Below are 16,279 nucleotides of genomic sequence, written 5' to 3'. Positions count from 1 at the left end.
GAAAACGCTATGACTATCACTCCGAATAACGGCGATCTGACGGCGGGCATTGCCGGTCAATACGCCGAAAGCATCAACCCCGAGGCCGAGGCCCTGGTAACGGGCGACGTGCCAGCGGTGTTCAGCACCGACGAAACGATCCTTAGCGGCGAGGACCTGGAAGCGCTCACCGTGGTCGGCTTTGACGGCAACGGCAAGATCGTCCCGGCGGTCGCCGCTGACGGCGGTACGCCCGTCCAGGCAATCGGCGTCCTGGTCTACGCCGTTGACGCGACCGGTGGCGACGCCCCGGGTCACGTCTATCGGGGCGGCATGTTCAACCCTGACATGCTCGTCTGGGACGCCTCGTATGACACCGACGCGGAGAAGGCCACAGCCTTCAACGGCGCGCCGTCCCCCACCCAAATCGTTATCCGCTCGATTACGACCTTCTCGGTCTGATCGCGTAACCTGAAAGGACGCAGAATATGCCTCTGGATATTTATACCCCGATGGACCTCTACGCTGTCATGTTTGACAAGCGCCAGACTGTCCGCAACTCGAAGTGGCTGGAGTTGTTCTTCCCGAACGCTCACATGTCCGAGCAAGAGGAAATCATGTTCGACAAGATCGACGCTTCGCGCGAGATCGCCCCGTTCATGCTTCCGAACGTGCCCGGCAAGCCGATCTACCGTCCGCAGGGCGAACGTATCTCGACCTTCAAACCGGCGTACACCAAGCCGAAGGACCCGGTACGTCCGTCGCAGGCGCTCTCGCTGCAACCGGGTGAATTGGCGCGCCGCAAGGCCCTGATGTCGCCCAAGGCGCGTTTCGACGCAAAGGTGATCGAGATCACCAAGTTCCACCGCGACGCTATCACCCGCTTGTGGGAGTACATGGGTGCCCGCGCGATCATCGACGGCGAGATCACCATCGCTTACGAGGGTGCGGCACCCGTGACCATCGACTTTGGCCGTGACGCTGCGCACACCATCGTCAAGGGCGTAGGCGCGCGTTGGGGCGATTCCGGCGTCTCGGCGTGGGACGACGTGCAGGAGTGGTTCGACCTGGCCGCTGCGGCTGAGTTTGGCGCGGCTCCGACTGACGTGATGCTGGGTTCCAAAGCCTACGCGGCCTTCATGGCCGACGAGGACGTTCAGAAGAAACTGGACAAGGACGTCAAAGGCGTTGACTCGGTTCAACTGAACCAGGGCCTCATCGTCAAGGACCCGCTCGATCCGTTCACCAAGGTCGGGTACATCGGCGCGGTCACGGTCTGGCTGGTTTCGGGCATCGGCAACACGTTCAAGTCCAACAACGCTACCGCGAACGTGCTGGAGCCGCATGAGGTTCTGTTGGCGTCGCGCGCTGTGGACGGCGTGAAAGCGTTCGGCGCGATCCTCGACGTCGAGTCGCTCCAGCCCGCCGACATCTTCCCGAAGATGTGGGACGAGAACGACCCGTCGGCCCGTTTCATCATGTCGCAGTCCGCGCCACTGATGATCCCGGTCAACCCGAACGCCACTGTGAAGGCCACCCCGGTCGCACCGTAAGCGTAAACACTAGATCGTCCCGGCAAAGCGTCGGGACGATTTCACCTTTCGGCTAAAAGAGGAGCCAGAACATGAAACTTATTGCCATCAACAAAATTGTCCGCCGGGTCAACGGCGAAGACGTGGGCGTCGCGCCCGGGAGTTCGTTTAGTTGCCCCGACCCGGAAGGCCAGGAATACTTGGACCTGAAAGCGGCCCGACGGGACGGGACCGAGGAGGCGGCGGAAACGGTGCCGGGCGAACCGGCCAAGAAAACCCCGGCCAAGAAAGCTCCAGCTAAGAAAGCTCCAGCTAAGAAAGCCCCGGCCAAGAAGCCGACCGGTGGCAACGGCAACTCCGGCAGCGCCGGTAACGACGACGAAATGCTGGGCTGATGAGTATCCGTGATCTCCGCGCGCGTAAGACAAAGGCGCTCCATGCCGTTTTTGCGGTTCCGGCCTTCTACCAGGCCGACGAACAGAGCGAGCCTGTGCTTTGCAACGTGCGGGTCCACCTCAACAATAAGGCGTTCGGCGACATGGCGGGTTTCGACTTCCAGCCCGCCGCGCGACTTGAGGAGGTGCCGGAGATCATCTGCCTGTCGGCAGAAGTTAGCCCCACCCGTGGCGGTGTGTTCAGCATCGTCGCGGGTGAAGCCTTCCGAGTCGAGGTTCCTAATCCTCCCGAAGGTTTAACTCAGAAATTCCAGTGCACCCGCTTGACCGAAGAACAGGCCGAGGGCCTGCCGGTCCCGCCGAGCGCGCTGTAGAGCGATGGCGCAACCTACCGTCTCCAGCGATGCCCAACACTACGTTGTGGCGGTCGAGGGCCTTGCGGCTCTCGATTTTGACGAGGTGCCCGAGCGCGTCAAGAAGTTCGCTTCCCGGGCGATCAACACCACTGCCCGGCGCTACCGCACCAAGTCCGCTAAGGCTATGCGAGAACAGATCGCGTTCCCGGCACGGTACTTGACGGGCGCGGCGGATGGCCGCCTGCGCATACCCCGTTTTGCCTCGCCCGAGGACCTGTCCGCCACGATCCGTGGCCGGGGTCGCCCGACAAGCCTGGCGACGTTCGTGCGCGGCCCCAAGGTCCACGGGCGGAAAGCCCCTACGGTGGAAGTGGCTGCCGGTCGGCGGGAGAAGATGAACCGGGCCTTCCTGATGAACCTGCGAAACGGGAACTTGGGTTTGGCCGTCCGCCTCGCACCCGGCGAGAAGATCGAGAACAAGCGCCGCATGGTGCTTATGAACAACGGACTTTACCTACTCTACGGCCCGTCCGTGGACCAGGTTTTTAACACGGTTGCGGAGGACGTGAGCGAGGACGCTGCGGACTTCCTAGAGCAAGAATTTACCCGAATGTCGGAGGCGCTGCTATGAACGACCCCTTCAAACTGAAAGTCCTAAAGGCGCTTACGGCGGCCCTAGAGGAGATCACCACGGCGAACGGATACCAGCACGACCTGGACGGTAAGGTGTTTCGTGGGCGGCTTATGTTCACCCAGGACGACAAGCTGCCTTTCGTCGCGGTGAACGAGCCGCCGAAGGCTCCCGACGAGATCGAGACGCCAAACGGTTCGGCGGCGGCAAAGACAAGCCACGCCCTGCTCATCCAGGGCTTCGCGCAAGATGACAATCTGAATCCAACCGACCCGGCCTACTACCTCGTGGCGGACGTGCAACAACGTCTGAGTGAGGAGAAGGTCAGGGCCGACGGATACGACATCCTGGGGATGGGAAGCCGCATTAGCGCCATCCACATCGGCCAGCCTGTCGTTCGCCCGCCAGACGCCGCTGTCTCCGACACGGCTTTCTTCTGGCTCCCCGTCACGCTTGAGTACGCGGAGAACCTGAAAAATCCGTTTGCGTGACATTAAATTCACCTGTAAGGTGACGATTAAACCAAAAGTGGAGATTTGCAATGGGCAACAACACTGTGCTGGGCCGGGGCAAGCTGTTCTTTGACCGCTTCCTTGATGGCACCGAAACCAACACCGGGGAACGCTACCTCGGCAACACCCCTTCGTTCGGTCTCTCGACCGAGACCCAGGAACTCGAACACTATTCGAGCGAAGAAGGTCTGCGCGTGAAAGACTTGTCCGTCACGCTCCAGATCGACTACTCGGCCTCGTTTGTGACGGACAACATCGACCTGGACAACGTGGCGATGTTCTTCTTCGGCACCAAAGAGAAGGTGACGCAAGGCGCTGCGACCGGCGAGGAAGACGTGTTCTCCTCGGTCCTCCAAGGCATGTATTACCAGATCGGCACGACTGCGACCAACCCGGTCGGCCTTCGCGACCTGACCATCAACTCGGTCACGGGCACGAGCGGTTCTCCGACATACGTGGAGGGCACCGACTACGAGAAGGACGACGCCCTGGGCCGTATCAAAATCATTGAAGGCGGCAGCATTGCCGACAACTCTGAGATCGAAGTCGGATACGACATCGCAGCCCACACTCACGACCTCGTGGTTTCGGGTTCGGACCTGATCTACGGCGCGTTGCGCTTCCTCTCGTTCAACGGTGTCGGCGAGCAGAAGGACTTCTACATGCCGAAAGTAGCCCTCCGCCCCAACGGCGAGTACGCCCTGAAAGGCGAGGACTGGCAGCAGTTCGGGTTCAACGTGGAAGTCCTCAAGAAGGGCACACTGGAGAACATTTACGCCGACGGTCGGCCTTACACCGCTTAACGCAGACTAGGAGGAGCGCATGGGCCTAGGGGCTTTCACACCTAAGACCGAAAAGGTCGAAATTCCGGGCGGTGAGTTCACCGTCCGGGGCCTCTCTCTGGAGGACTTCACGGTCCTCCTACGGGAGCATTACCAACCGGCGAAAGCGATCTTCGACCGCTACGTCACTGAGGGGACTATTGACGCGCTGGACCAGGCCGCCAACGGCGACTCACCGCTCGGCCTATCCCGGGTTCACGATGTCCTCCTCGAAGCCATCGAAGCGGCACCCGCGCTGATCGGGGACGCCATCGCCCGCGCGGCTGACGAAACCGACAATCCGCACCTGGCGCGACTTCTCCCGGCAGGCGTTCAGATCGAGGCGATCCAGAAGATTGTGACTCTGACTCTGGAGGCGGAGGGCGGGCTGGAAAAGCTGGTGGAGACCGTAATCAAACTGGCGGGAAGCCTGACCGATCTGACCGCAAGCCGGTCTCCCTAGACGATTGGGTTGCGGGCCTTCGGAGGCAAGTTTCGCTTCTGTTGGCCCACGGCCACCCCGAGGCAAGGCACTATCCCGTGCCGATGTTGTGGACGGAGGCATTGCTTGTGACCGAGCGTCTGAACCGAGGGTACGCCACTGAGGCGATCCTGACACAGATGGCGGTCTCCGGCGTGCTTTCCGAAAAGGCGGACAAAGCGTTCCAAAAACGCATCCGCCAACTTACGGAGACCTAAGATGGCCGAGCGCAACGTCGATCTGATTATCCGGGCGCGGGACGACGCAACCAAAGCCTTTTACGCGGTCAACTCGGCGCTTGAAGAACTGACGGCCATCCAGAAAGGGGTGGCCGCCGGTTCTGCCGACGTATCGCGGACCTTCAAGGCTGCCGAAGGGGACGCCAAAGGGTTCGCGGCTGCCATCGCAAACCAGACCAAGAAAGCCGGGGCCGACGCCGAGACCGCGTACAAGCGCGTTGCGAGTGCCGTGGACACGGCCCGTGCGGCTATGGTCCGCCAGGAACGCGACATCAACGAGAACCGCGCGGCCTACAAGGCGCTACAGGCGCAACTTGCGGCAGCGGCGAATGCCGTCAAGAACTTCAAAATCAGTAACGACGCGGCGTTGGACGACCGTTTTAAGGAGCGTCTGAAAGCCGCCGAGAGCGGGTACAAGAGCCTCCAGAGTCAGGTGGCCCGGACGTCCACCGGCTTGTCCAAACAGGAGCAGGCCCTAGCGGACTCCGCCTCGCATCTTAACCGCCTGGAGTCTGCGGCCTCGGCTGCGGCAGTCGCGATGGCGCAACTGCAACAGCGCCAGCGGCACCAAGCGGCCAGTGTATCGGCAGACGAGCAGGCCCGGTTGGCGCGCGAGTACCGCGCGGCGGCTGCGGCCACCAAGTTCACTGTCGCCGAACAGCAAAAACTCACGCAAGCGTTCCGGCAGAGTATCCTCGGGGCTAAACAGTTCCAGGTTCCCCTGCGCCAGGTCATCCAAGACCTGACGTTCATGGGTCCTGCCGCGAGCCGCGCGGCCACCGGCTTGCGCCAGAACGCAGCCGAGATGACGAACATGCGTCGTGCGCTGTCGTCTTTCTACGGCGACTCCCGCCGGGCGCTCTCGCTCATGCAGCGTCTACGCGGTGAGGTCCTGTCCCTGACGGCATCCTTCGTCGGGTTCTACGGCGTGTTCCGCACCGGCAACTCGATCTTGACGTCTTTCGACACCGTGCAGGCCGCGAACACCCGCCTCATGGCCGCCTTCAACCAGGACGCGGCCCTTACTCGCGCGGAAATGGACTTTCTGAGGCAGGAAGCCGACCGGTTGAACATTCAGTTCGGCGTGTTGGCGGATAGCTACTCCAAATTTCTGATCTCCGGGCAGCAAGCCGGGATTGAGACCTCTAAGCTGCGCACTGTGTTTCGCCAAGTGGCAGAAGCCGGGCGCGTCTTGAAGCTGTCGAACGATCAGATCGAAGGCACCTTGACAGCGCTCTCCCAAATTGCCGGTAAGGGAACCCTGCAAATGGAGGAACTGCGCCAGCAACTCGGCGATAGGATTCCAGGCGCAGTGGGCCTTGTAGCGCAAGCCCTGGGCTACGGCACGGACGAACTGGACAAGTTCTACAAGGCCGTCGAGAACGGCCAAATCGGCGCGGAGGACGCCCTGGTGGCCCTCGGCCAAGGTCTCGAAGACACCTTCGGCGACCAGTTGGCCGAGGCACTGGAAAACACGCGCTCGAAGATCGGCTCGGTCCAGGACCTCTTGTTCCAGCGCCAACTGACGGCGGCAAACTCCGGCTTCATCGCCGGTCTTGAGACGGCGCTGGAGTCGCTGGAGCGGTTCCTAGAGAGCGAAGACGGGATCGCGCTATTCACGGCCTTGGGCGCTGCGTTTGGCGAAATCTTCGAACTGCTTCCCGGCATCGTGGACAACCTCGACTTGATCGTCGTCGCGTTCAAAACCTTCGTCGCCATCAAGGCTGCGCAAGTCGCCTCGGGCCTGGCCGGTAACTTCGCCCGCATGGCGGCACCGACTGAGGCGTCCCGGCAGGCGATGCTGCGGTTCAACGCGAGCCTCTACGCGCTGTCCCCGGCGGCGTTCAGAGCGGTTACGGCGAACACGGCGTTGGGCGCGTCTCTGCGCGGTCTCCGGGCTGCGTTCTTTAGCGTTGCAACGGCGGCCCGCGCGGTCGTAGCCTCGGTCGGCGGCCCCATCGGTATCGCGGTTGCGGCTCTTTCGTACTTTGCCCTGGACGGCATGGGCGGAGTGGACGAGGCGGCCCAGGAACTCGACAAGACTCTGCGGGCGCACGAAGAACAGATGTCGAAAATCCGAGGCGCTTATCTTCGGGCCAAGGAAGGCGCGGACGACTGGAAAGGTTCGCTGGAGGACCTGACCGAGATCGAGGTCGAGGCCCAACTGGTGCGCCTGCGGAAACAGCTTTCCGAGTACCGCAAGGACCTGGCGAACACGCTGAACACCCAGAAGGGCACCGCACCGGAATTGCGAGCGCAAATCCTGGACTTCGCCAAGGACAACGAGCAGCGAAAGCTGATCCAGAACCTCCTGGACGCGGACGAGGCGTTTAACGAGGCCGAAATCAGCGCGTCCGAGTACCTGGAGCGGATCAAAGACTTCAAACAGGCCGCTCCCGACCTTCTCCCGGTCGGTTTCCTAGACCTGTTGGTCGGGGTTGCTAAGGGCGGCAAAGACATTGAGGACTCGATTGCCGAGGCCGAAGCGGCCCTGCGCCTTATGAACGGTACGGCCTCCGAGGCTGATGAAATCCTGCTCGGCTTGAAAGACGCGCACGACGAGAGCCGGGACGCGGTGGACGCCAGCAAGGAGTCCTATGACGCCTACGCCGCAGCAATGCGTAAGCTGGCGGACCAAGTGCCGTCGCTCAAGAAAGAATTGGACCGGTTTGACTCTATCGCTAAAATTGCGGCGGACTTCGAGGCAGCGGTCGAGGCCGCGAACAAGCTGCCCGCTGCTATGCGCGCGGTGGCCCTGGCGAAGGCAGAATTGGTCCGGGACCAAGCCACGGCGGGCGTTTACGCTAACGCGGTCTCGGGCTTCACGGGCACCGATGCCGTCCAGGAGTCCGCAGCATTTATCCGCCAGCGTGAAGGGTTCCGCAACACCCCGTATTGGGACGTAAACGCTTACCGCGCGGGCTATGGCTCAGACACGGTGACGCTGGCTGACGGCACGATCAAAAAGATCGCCGAGGGAATGTACGTGTCGGCAGAGGATGCCAACCGTGACCTGCTCCGCCGGATCACCACCGAGTTCATGCCCGCAGCCCGGGGCGGCGTTGGCCCCGACCTGTTTGACCAGTTGAACGCGCAGCAAAAAGCGGCGCTGACTTCGCTGTCTTACAACTACGGCGCGGGCGCGTTTGACCCGGGCGAAAGCCTGTCGGGTGTTGCCGAGGCCGTGATGTCAGGCGTTCCCGAAGGTGTTGCCGAGGCCATCCGGGCACTCGGCGGTCACAACGGCGGCGTCAACCGTGAACGCCGCAACATGGAAGCCGCGCTATTCACCTCAACGGCAGGCGCAGAGAACGCTATCGAAGCGGACACAAAGCGCGCAGAGGAAGCAGTCAAGGCCGAAGAAAAGCGGCTCCAGCTTGCCTCCGATTTCAACGAAAAGGTGAAAGAGCAGATCGAAAACTCAAACTTCGAGTTGTCGATCCAGGACAAAGCGCTCCAAGACCGCGAAGTGGCGAAGGCTCTGCGCGAAGCGGAGTTGGCGGCCCAGAAGGCGGGCACCGAACTGACCAAAGAGCAACGCGGCGACATCGAAGCCACGACGCGCGCCAAGTTCGCCCAGCAAGCGGCTGACGAGGACCGGAACCGGAAGCTGGAGGAAGCCCGCAAGATCGAGGAGCAGATCGGGCTGCTCCAGGACCGTCGCCGGTTTGTGCAGGACCGCATCGAGCAACTGAAATCGAACGGGGACTCTGTGGGTGTAGCGAACGCCCAAGAGGAGTTGGCCGCGATTGACGAGCGCTTGGACTCGGCGATCCAGAAAGCGCTGGATTTCTGGAAGGCATTGGGCGGCGAGGGGTCAGAGATGGCCCTGCAAAATCTGGAGTTCGCCCGCACGGAATTGCGGAACATCGAAACCCAGGTGGTCACGACCGGCCAACAGATGAACGACTTTTTCGCGGACACTGCGTCGGCGGCGATTGACCGCTTCGCGCAACGTGTCGCGGACGGGGAAAACGTCCTCCAGGCGTTCGGCGAGGAGTTCCGCCAAATGGCTGCGGAGGTCTTGATCCAGATCGGGCAGATGATTATCCGCCAAGCCATTTTCAACGCGATCTCCGGCATGTTCGGCGGCACGGGCCTAGGCGGCCAAGCGGCGGGTCTCATCAACGGCTTGTTCCACGGCGGCGGCGTCGCCGGAGGCGCGAGCCAGACTCGAGTCGTGGACCCTGCGGCCTTTGCGGGCGCGGCGCGCTACCACACTGGCGGGATCGCGGGGTTCGCCCCGGATGAGGTCGGCGCTGTTCTGAAAAAGAACGAGGAAATCCTGACTGAGGCCGACCCGCGCCACCGCTTCAACGGTGGGCGCGTCGGGCAGGGCGGCACAGGCGGCATGGAGAAGGCAGGGGTCAAAATCGTCAACGCGATGGACTCCGCCGGGTTCTTGGAAGCAGCGCTGGTGGCAGACCGGGGCGTGGAAGTGATCCTGAATTTCATCCGCGCGAACCATGACGAAGTGAAGCAGGCTTTGGGGTGAATTATGCAGAGTGTTAAAACCCGGACCCAGGACATCATCTCGGCGCGCCCCAACTGGTCGCAACCTGTCACCGAGACGCACGAGTTCCGCACGGTAATCTCAACGTCGCGAGACGGCACCGAGCAGCGCGCAGCCCTGCGCCAGACTCCCCGTATGGCGGTGGATTTTCACGCGGACGCAGTGGGCGACCGCGCCCGGCGGTCGGCGGCGGACGCGCTCCGGTTCCCTGCCGGTTCGACCTTCCACCTCCCGATCCGCTGGCGCAATGTTCGCCTAGACGGAGTGCATGGCGCGGGGGCTTCCGAGTTGCTGTTCGCCGGGGACACGCCCTGGTGGCTAGTCGGAGGGGTGCAGGTCTACCTGGAGAACGATACCTCGGAAGAAGTGATCGACGTTCTGAGCGTGACGCCCGGCGCGATCACTTTGTCGGGCGCGACCTCCGGCGACTACGCCGATGGTGTCAAGGTGTCCCTGGCCTACGTCGCTAGGTTCCCCAAGAAACACACCGCCCAGAGTTCCGTTGCGGCCCACCGTAGCGGGAGCCTGGCGTTCGAAGTTGACCCGGCGAGCGGCCCCGATGTCGTGCCGCAGCACACCATCGACGGCCACCACGAAGGCTACCCCGTACTCCTGACGTCGCCCGACTGGCGTTCAGGACTCCGCTCCGAGGTCGATGACCTGCGCGAAGTCCTGGACCACGGGCAAGGCCGCATCGACGTGCAGCCCCATCCGGCGGATAGGGACGTGCGGGAGACCCTGGCCTTCCTGGAACTGACCCGAGAAAGCGTTGACGCCCTTGCGGGCTTCTTTTACCGGCAGCGCGGGCAGCAACGTCCCTTCTGGCTGCCTTCGCACCTCTCGGACATGGACTTGGCGGCGGACGCCTTGACCGGCACAACGACGCTAGTTCTGCTCGGCGAGGACCTAGCCCTGTACGAGGATAGCCGGGTTTACCGGACGATCTTTGCGCGTTGGCCCGACGGCGCGGTCCAAATGAACAGAGTTGACGGGTACGCAGTCGATCAGGACGGCGACACGGTGCTGACCCTCCGCGAGGAGTGGAAACGCGACGTGGATGTCTCGGTGCGACTCCAGTGGGGCCTGCTCTGTCGGTTCGCTACGGACACCTTGGAGGTTGCGTGGCAGTCGGACACCGCTGCCGAGATCAGCTTGCCGGTCCGCGTCCTGACCTGTGATTGGGTGGATTGGCCGATGGAGGAGGTCAAGTCTCCGCTTGTCGATCCTGTTGGCGGCGGCGTTACCCAGCCTTGGACGGACGGGAGTTACACGGGGTTTGACGTTCTCTTGGACTTGATCCCGGCGGCAGCGGTTGACGCAAACCTCGTCACGGCAGAAGCCGAAATCCAAATGGTGTTCGATCCGGCGTATTGGGACAACCACATCGCCAGCGTGAACATCCTCGACGTCAAATTCCTGGACGAATTTGAGGGCCAGCTTACGTCACCCGACGGGTCGAGCGGAAACAGCAACACGGTCAACCACTCCCAGGGGGACCCATACGAAGTCCACACCCTTTCCCAGGAGCCGTTTCGCACCCCGGCGGGCTGCCGACACATCCGGTTTCGCATCTACGTCAGCGAAAAAACGCAGTTCTCCGAGGTCACAAGCAACTGCAAAGTGGTCAGCCCGTCGTGGGGACCTGAAACCGATAAAGGAGTCCTACTGTGAGCCGCTTTTCCTTTGGGGGCAGCCGCGCAGGCGCTCGCCCCGTAGACTTCTACCGCTTTGATCTCGGGTCCGACGAGTCGGACTACCTGGCCTACACTTCGGCAGAGCAGGCGCACACCGTCGATGGCTTGCTCTACGAACCGCTCGCCATCGACCGGGACGCGGTGCAGTCGCGCGGGCGGGGGCAGTCCGGGGAACTCAAGGTCGAGTTGCCCGCTAGTTCGGAGATCGCGACTCTGTTCAGGGGTGGCGCGCCTCGCCGGGTGGTGTTCCTCCGCATCTACGAAGGCAACATCCCCGACGCCCGCGATCTCGCCGGTACGTCCGAACCCGTAGAGGTGAACCTGGTCTGGTCCGGGCGCGTCCTGGAGGCTACACGAAAAGACAGCCAGACGACACTGGCCTGTGACAGCTTGGGGGCCGGGATGGCTCGCCCGGCGTTGACCCGGAACTACCAGCGCGAGTGCCCTCTGGTTCTCTACGGGGACCGCTGTAACGCCAGCAAACTACTGGCGACATTCGCGACCACCGTGGACGCCGTGTCGGGGCGCGAAGTCACGGTTCCCTCGGGTTGGAACGGGGCGCAGCATCCGGCGTATTTCATCGGCGGTCTGTTGGAGTGGGACGGCGATACCGGCGCGGAAACCCGCCAGATCGTCAATGCTTCGGACACTTCGATCACGGTGGACACCACGTTGACTGAGTTGGAGGCCGGGGACTCGGTAGACGCGATTCTGGGCTGCCCCCGGAGCATGGATGCCTGCACGACTCTGCATGGCAACATCCTGAACTACGGCGGCACACCGTTCATCCCCCTGACCAACCCCGTCAATCAAAATAACCACACTTAGGACCGACTGATGCCCTTACCCTTTTTTGCTGCCGTTTTAGTTGGCTTCGGCTCCCTGGTCATCGGGTATATTCTGATGCCGAAGACGAAGGCCCCTAAGCCGCCTTCGGTCGAGGACTTAGAGAACCCCACGGCGGAAGCCGGGCGGCCCATCCCTGTCCCGTTCGGGTCCATTGAAATCTCCGGTGTCAACGTTCTCGCCTACGGGCAAAAGACGATCAGCAAACGCAATAAGAAGCAGGGCAAGAAATGACTGAACGACTGACTATCGGGGATGTCCGCCAGGCGGGCTATTGCGTCAGCGGTGCGCGCCGCCGCTGCCGCGAGTTGAACCTGGATTTCAAAATGTTGGTTCGAGAGGGCCTACCGTTTGACGTGCTGGAGCCGCTGGAGGACCCGGCAGTCCGCCGCAGCTTGGCGGTCGCGCGCAAAAGAATTGCAGAGGAGAATTAAGCATGGGTGGCGGTAAAGGCGGCAGTGAGACAATCTACGACTTTCTGATGTCCATCGACTACGGCGTTTGCCACGGTCCGTTGGACTCGCTCAACGAGATCGTGATCAAAGAGAAGGCGGCGTTTTCGGGCGTGGTCGGGGCGCAGAAGTCTCTGCGGATCGACAAGAAAGACCTGTTTGGCGGCGATGACGGGGAAGGCGGGCCGGTCGGCTACGCGGACTTCTACCTGGGCAGCTACACGCAGACGATGGGCGAGAAGCTGGCCGCGATGTTGGGTCTCACGACGGCCACAGCGCCGGGGTATCGGGGCTTGGCCCACGTCTTTTTCCGAGGCTTGGTGGACGGTAAAGGGTTCAAGTGGACTTCGAACAACCCGTACCTCCCGGCCATGAAGTCTTCCGTGACGCGCACGCCTGCGGGCTTGAGTGTTGACTCGCGTGTCTGGCCGATCACGGGCGTAAACGAGACGACGGGTGGATACCTCACGGCAGCCGAGGGCGAGGCTACGTTCACCCCCACAGAATCGGCAGCCGAGGAAGACTCCGAGTGGACCTCCGGGGGCGTCATTGACCCGGAAACAGGGCTTTACTCCGCCTTTCTTTCCGAAACGTTCGGCGACCCAGACGCGGGTTTGAGCCTGGCCTTGGACCGGACCAAACTGCCCGACGCGAACCCCGCCGCGATGATCTACGAGATTATGACTAACACTGATTGGGGTAAGGGCGAGCCGGAAGCGGCGATGGACAAAGAGTCATACGAGTCGTGCGCCGCCGTTTTGCTCTCGGAGAACTTCGGCCTTTCGATGAAATTCATGGACCAGGACGAAGTGCAAAACTTCGTCGGCGAGATTCTGGACCACATCAAAGCCGTCCAGTTCCAACACCCGCGCACGGGGTTGTGGACCCTCAAGCTGATCCGGGACGACTATGATCAGAGCGACCTGCTCACCCTCGACCCGAGCAACAGTTCGGCGCAGAACGTCAAGACCCAACTGTGGGGCGAGACGATCAACCAAATCGTCGTCAGCTACACCGACCCGACGTCCGAGGAGGAGGAGACAGTCACCGCGCAGAACCTCGCGAACATCGCCATCCAAGGCGGCGTGGCCTCGGAGGAGCGGGATTACCACGGCGTCCGCAACCCCTGGCTCGCGAAAATTCTAGCCGAGCGCGACGTAGCCGAAGCGAGCCGGGTGTTGACCAGCGCGACAGTCTATGCGGATCAACTGGCGCGCGAAGTGACTCCCGGCGACGTGGTAAACTTCACCTGGCCCGACGAGCAGATCGACGGTATGGCCTGCCGGGTCCAGAAGATCGTCTACGGCTACTCCAAGGACCGGCGCGTGAAACTGGAGATCGTGGAGGACGTGTTCGCGGCTCCGGCACTGGCGGTTTCGGTGCAGCCGCAGCCGTACCTCGGGCCGGTCGAGGACCCGTACCCCGAGAACCCGGACCGGGTGTTTGTGATGACGCCGCCCCTCCCACCGATGATCGCCGGGGGCGTCGATCCCGATCAAGTGGACGCAGACTACCCGGTGACTTTTGTTTCCTTCATGGTCAACGACTCCGACACACCGATGATCGACCTCGACGTGCGCGGCCCGGTTCCTAAGAACAACGGCGGCACCTCGAACGGTTCCGTCGCCAAGTTTACGCCTACTCCGGTTTCTCCGCTCGGCGTGGTGCTGGTTAGCGAGGCGTCGTCCAGGCTGCCGGGCGATCTGGTTCTCACGGTTATCGGCGAGGATGCCGAGGCGGGCGATCTCATGGTGATCGGAGACTCTGAGGACCGCCACGAGATCGTCATTCTGGACGGCTTCGACGCCGACACTTACGAGTGGGTTGTGATCAGGGCCGGGTACGACACGCTTCCCGAGGAGTGGGCGGCGACGGACCTGATCTGGGAGATGCCCACGGGCAGCGAAAACGGAGACCCGTATGAGCGCGTGGCCGGTTCCGCCGTGACCTATCGGTTTTTGCCACGGACGCAGAAGGGGACCCTGGACGTGTCCGAAGCGCCCGACGCGGTATTCACGCCCAGCGAGCGCCCGCACCTCCCGTTCCGCCCGGCTTCCCCCGAAATCGACGGCAACGGGGCCGAGCCTTTAGTGTACCCGTTCGGGGACGAACCGGACGACCTCACGTTCACCTGGGCGACTCGCAACCGCCTCGGCGAGGACGCCGTTGCCGTCCGGTGGGACGAAGCCTCGGCAGCCCCCGAAGCGGGCCAGACCACTCTGTTGCGGTTCCGCGACGTGGAGTCCGGCGAGATCGAGATCGAGGTCTCCGATCTGTCGGGTTCCTCACACACGATGCAGACGGGTCTCCTGGCAAACGCGCAGCAATACGACGTGGAATTTGTCGCCGTTCGGGACGGACTGGAATCGCTTCGCGCGGCGGTTCGGCGTCTGGAGCTTGAGCGGCGCGGCTACGGTTTCGGCTATGGTGTCTACTACGGGCCGTGATCGTTTGCAGTTTCACCCAATTGTGTTAAATTCACCCTCAAGGGGAAAACCTTACGGAGACGACAATGCCTCAACGTATTCTACCCGGCCTCGGCCTAACGGGCTTCTGGGACCTCGGCGCAAGTTATAAGGTCGAAATGGACGCCAACATGCGGCTCCTGTCCACTTTGGTGCAAGCGGTGGCGGCGAGCCGCACAACAGCGCTACCGGCCTCGGGGAACCTGGGCGACATCTACATCGCCCCCGACGACCACGCGACCAACCCCGACGAGATCGCCGTCTGGGACGGCGAGGCTGGTAGCGAGGCGTGGGTTTTCATCGCGCCGGTCGAGGGCTGGCGCGTCTATGTCGCAGATTCAGCCACCCTGGAAGTTTACACGGGCGCTGGTTGGGGGGACCTGAGTCTTGACGGGGCGGGGATCGTCTCTCTCTTGGACGCTGAACTCGGCGGCAGCACATGGCAGGCAGGCGGCGGTTCCGGTATGACCCTCGTTACGGACAGCGGGAGCGACCGTGTTCTGGCGGATACTGACCTGGCGGGGAATGTTCTGGTGGGGATGACCAACGCGGCGGCCAACACGGTGACGGTGAACTCCGGTTTGGTGGGCACGGAGCCTGTGACCGTCGTACAGAAGGGCGCAGGCCAGACGACGTTCGTGGCGGGTTCCGGTGTCACCATCAACAGCGCCGACGGCTACCTCAAGGCGCGGGTTCAATACTCCTCAATGACATTGATCCCCGACGGCACGGACAACTATCTTCTGGTGGGGGATTTGGCGACATGATGGGGCACGCTCTGGCGTCTATCGGCGCTTCGGGGAACAGGTTCGACGGCGGTGGAGGCGGAGGCGGGAACAGCCACCGCTACTGGCGCATGAGCGTGTTAAGCCCCCACGTTAGCGGCTACCGTCTGTTCATGGAGGTGGAGTACCGGGGCAGCGTGGGCGGCGCGGACCTCACCGGGTCAGGAACCGCGTCCTCATCTTCGGAGCGATCGGTCAACTTCGGAGCCGATAGAGCCTTCGATGACGACGACGGCACTTTTTACCAGCCCGCTCTCAGCGCGGCCTTGCCGATTTATCTCGATTACGATTTCGGGGCCGACACGGAGGTTCAGGAGATCGCAATCTTCGGCCACGCGAACGCGACGATTGCGGGGCGAACGATCTACGAGTTCGAGATGTTTTACTCGGACAACGGCGTAGACTGGACGGCGGCGGGCTGGTCGGAAACGGGCGACGGGCAGTTCGGCGGCGGGGAGACCCGGACGTACACCGCGCCGTGGGTGTGACGACTCCTGGCGGGGCTTCGCGGCCCTGTCGGAATCTGGATGGCGGGTAATTCACTTTTAAGGTAAACTATCACCTATTAGTTGATTCCC

At 62.4% G+C, this 16,279-nt stretch carries 17 protein-coding genes; all 17 read left to right on the top strand.

The window, feature by feature from the left end; translation table 11 throughout:
* The first annotated feature begins 9 nt into the window (after window positions 1-9).
* The 17 genes from ABJI08_RS18645 (at window position 10) to ABJI08_RS18565 (ending at window position 16,189) form a co-directional block, all read left to right on the top strand.
* Entirely contained in the window at window positions 10-441 is a 432-nt protein-coding gene (locus ABJI08_RS18645) for a head decoration protein (protein WP_348403368.1), read from the top strand.
* A gap of 26 nt (window positions 442-467) precedes the next feature.
* Entirely contained in the window at window positions 468-1,532 is a 1,065-nt protein-coding gene (locus ABJI08_RS18640) for a major capsid protein (protein ID WP_348403367.1), read from the top strand.
* A gap of 71 nt (window positions 1,533-1,603) precedes the next feature.
* Entirely contained in the window at window positions 1,604-1,906 is a 303-nt protein-coding gene (locus ABJI08_RS18635) for a hypothetical protein (protein WP_348403366.1), read from the top strand.
* Window positions 1,906-2,280, top strand: a complete 375-nt coding sequence (locus tag ABJI08_RS18630) for a hypothetical protein (RefSeq protein WP_348403365.1) — start codon at window positions 1,906-1,908, stop codon at window positions 2,278-2,280. The genes ABJI08_RS18635 and ABJI08_RS18630 overlap by 1 nt, the downstream gene beginning before the upstream one ends.
* Window positions 2,281-2,284: 4 nt before the next feature.
* Window positions 2,285-2,893, top strand: a complete 609-nt coding sequence (locus tag ABJI08_RS18625) for a hypothetical protein (protein WP_348403364.1) — start codon at window positions 2,285-2,287, stop codon at window positions 2,891-2,893.
* Window positions 2,890-3,384 carry a hypothetical protein gene (locus tag ABJI08_RS18620; RefSeq protein WP_348403363.1) on the top strand — a complete coding sequence of 165 codons (495 nt, stop codon included), beginning with the start codon at window positions 2,890-2,892 and terminating at the stop codon, window positions 3,382-3,384. Before ABJI08_RS18625 ends, ABJI08_RS18620 begins: the two co-directional genes overlap by 4 nt.
* 50 nt (window positions 3,385-3,434) lie before the next feature.
* Window positions 3,435-4,208, top strand: a complete 774-nt coding sequence (locus ABJI08_RS18615) for a hypothetical protein (protein ID WP_348403362.1) — start codon at window positions 3,435-3,437, stop codon at window positions 4,206-4,208.
* A 19-nt stretch (window positions 4,209-4,227) separates the two neighbouring features.
* A complete protein-coding gene (locus tag ABJI08_RS18610) occupies window positions 4,228-4,689 on the top strand; it encodes a hypothetical protein (RefSeq protein ID WP_348403361.1) in 462 nt (153 codons plus the stop codon).
* 83 nt (window positions 4,690-4,772) lie between these two features.
* On the top strand, window positions 4,773-4,925 hold the full coding sequence (locus tag ABJI08_RS18605) for a hypothetical protein (RefSeq protein WP_348403360.1): 153 nt from the start codon (window positions 4,773-4,775) through the stop codon (window positions 4,923-4,925).
* A gap of 1 nt (window position 4,926) precedes the next feature.
* Entirely contained in the window at window positions 4,927-9,441 is a 4,515-nt protein-coding gene (locus ABJI08_RS18600) for a tape measure protein (protein WP_348403359.1), read from the top strand.
* A gap of 3 nt (window positions 9,442-9,444) precedes the next feature.
* Window positions 9,445-11,130 carry a hypothetical protein gene (locus tag ABJI08_RS18595; RefSeq protein WP_348403358.1) on the top strand — a complete coding sequence of 562 codons (1,686 nt, stop codon included), beginning with the start codon at window positions 9,445-9,447 and terminating at the stop codon, window positions 11,128-11,130.
* The gene (locus ABJI08_RS18590; RefSeq protein ID WP_348403357.1) at window positions 11,127-11,981 is read left to right on the top strand and encodes a phage BR0599 family protein; all 855 of its coding nucleotides are present in this window, start codon (window positions 11,127-11,129) and stop codon (window positions 11,979-11,981) included. Before ABJI08_RS18595 ends, ABJI08_RS18590 begins: the two co-directional genes overlap by 4 nt.
* Before the next feature lie 9 nt (window positions 11,982-11,990).
* Window positions 11,991-12,233: a hypothetical protein gene (locus ABJI08_RS18585; RefSeq protein WP_348403356.1), complete on the top strand. Its 243-nt coding sequence runs from the start codon at window positions 11,991-11,993 to the stop codon at window positions 12,231-12,233.
* A complete protein-coding gene (locus tag ABJI08_RS18580) occupies window positions 12,230-12,433 on the top strand; it encodes a hypothetical protein (protein WP_348403355.1) in 204 nt (67 codons plus the stop codon). The genes ABJI08_RS18585 and ABJI08_RS18580 overlap by 4 nt, the downstream gene beginning before the upstream one ends.
* 2 nt (window positions 12,434-12,435) lie before the next feature.
* Window positions 12,436-14,898, top strand: a complete 2,463-nt coding sequence (locus tag ABJI08_RS18575) for a phage tail protein (RefSeq protein WP_348403354.1) — start codon at window positions 12,436-12,438, stop codon at window positions 14,896-14,898.
* A 65-nt stretch (window positions 14,899-14,963) separates the two neighbouring features.
* Window positions 14,964-15,683: a DUF2793 domain-containing protein gene (locus ABJI08_RS18570; RefSeq protein WP_348403353.1), complete on the top strand. Its 720-nt coding sequence runs from the start codon at window positions 14,964-14,966 to the stop codon at window positions 15,681-15,683.
* Complete coding sequence (locus ABJI08_RS18565; RefSeq protein ID WP_348403352.1) at window positions 15,680-16,189, top strand: discoidin domain-containing protein; 510 nt, start codon at window positions 15,680-15,682, stop codon at window positions 16,187-16,189. The genes ABJI08_RS18570 and ABJI08_RS18565 overlap by 4 nt, the downstream gene beginning before the upstream one ends.
* Window positions 16,190-16,279: the final 90 nt, after the last annotated feature.

The organism is Shimia sp., from assembly GCF_039969785.1.
In the GTDB taxonomy this organism is placed as follows: Bacteria; Pseudomonadota; Alphaproteobacteria; order Rhodobacterales; family Rhodobacteraceae; genus Shimia.
The sequence above is the reverse complement of the archived record's forward strand: the minus strand, read 5'-3'. Positions and strand labels throughout refer to the sequence as shown.

Coding starts and splice junctions, on each gene's coding strand:
- ABJI08_RS18615 (WP_348403362.1), top strand. CDS start 3,435: ATGGGCAACAACACTGTGCTGGGCCGGGGCAAGCTGTTCTTTGACCGC.
- ABJI08_RS18565 (WP_348403352.1), top strand. CDS start 15,680: ATGATGGGGCACGCTCTGGCGTCTATCGGCGCTTCGGGGAACAGGTTC.
- ABJI08_RS18620 (WP_348403363.1), top strand. CDS start 2,890: ATGAACGACCCCTTCAAACTGAAAGTCCTAAAGGCGCTTACGGCGGCC.
- ABJI08_RS18640 (WP_348403367.1), top strand. CDS start 468: ATGCCTCTGGATATTTATACCCCGATGGACCTCTACGCTGTCATGTTT.
- ABJI08_RS18585 (WP_348403356.1), top strand. CDS start 11,991: ATGCCCTTACCCTTTTTTGCTGCCGTTTTAGTTGGCTTCGGCTCCCTG.
- ABJI08_RS18625 (WP_348403364.1), top strand. CDS start 2,285: ATGGCGCAACCTACCGTCTCCAGCGATGCCCAACACTACGTTGTGGCG.
- ABJI08_RS18575 (WP_348403354.1), top strand. CDS start 12,436: ATGGGTGGCGGTAAAGGCGGCAGTGAGACAATCTACGACTTTCTGATG.
- ABJI08_RS18595 (WP_348403358.1), top strand. CDS start 9,445: ATGCAGAGTGTTAAAACCCGGACCCAGGACATCATCTCGGCGCGCCCC.
- ABJI08_RS18600 (WP_348403359.1), top strand. CDS start 4,927: ATGGCCGAGCGCAACGTCGATCTGATTATCCGGGCGCGGGACGACGCA.
- ABJI08_RS18570 (WP_348403353.1), top strand. CDS start 14,964: ATGCCTCAACGTATTCTACCCGGCCTCGGCCTAACGGGCTTCTGGGAC.
- ABJI08_RS18645 (WP_348403368.1), top strand. CDS start 10: ATGACTATCACTCCGAATAACGGCGATCTGACGGCGGGCATTGCCGGT.
- ABJI08_RS18580 (WP_348403355.1), top strand. CDS start 12,230: ATGACTGAACGACTGACTATCGGGGATGTCCGCCAGGCGGGCTATTGC.
- ABJI08_RS18635 (WP_348403366.1), top strand. CDS start 1,604: ATGAAACTTATTGCCATCAACAAAATTGTCCGCCGGGTCAACGGCGAA.
- ABJI08_RS18630 (WP_348403365.1), top strand. CDS start 1,906: ATGAGTATCCGTGATCTCCGCGCGCGTAAGACAAAGGCGCTCCATGCC.
- ABJI08_RS18610 (WP_348403361.1), top strand. CDS start 4,228: ATGGGCCTAGGGGCTTTCACACCTAAGACCGAAAAGGTCGAAATTCCG.
- ABJI08_RS18605 (WP_348403360.1), top strand. CDS start 4,773: ATGTTGTGGACGGAGGCATTGCTTGTGACCGAGCGTCTGAACCGAGGG.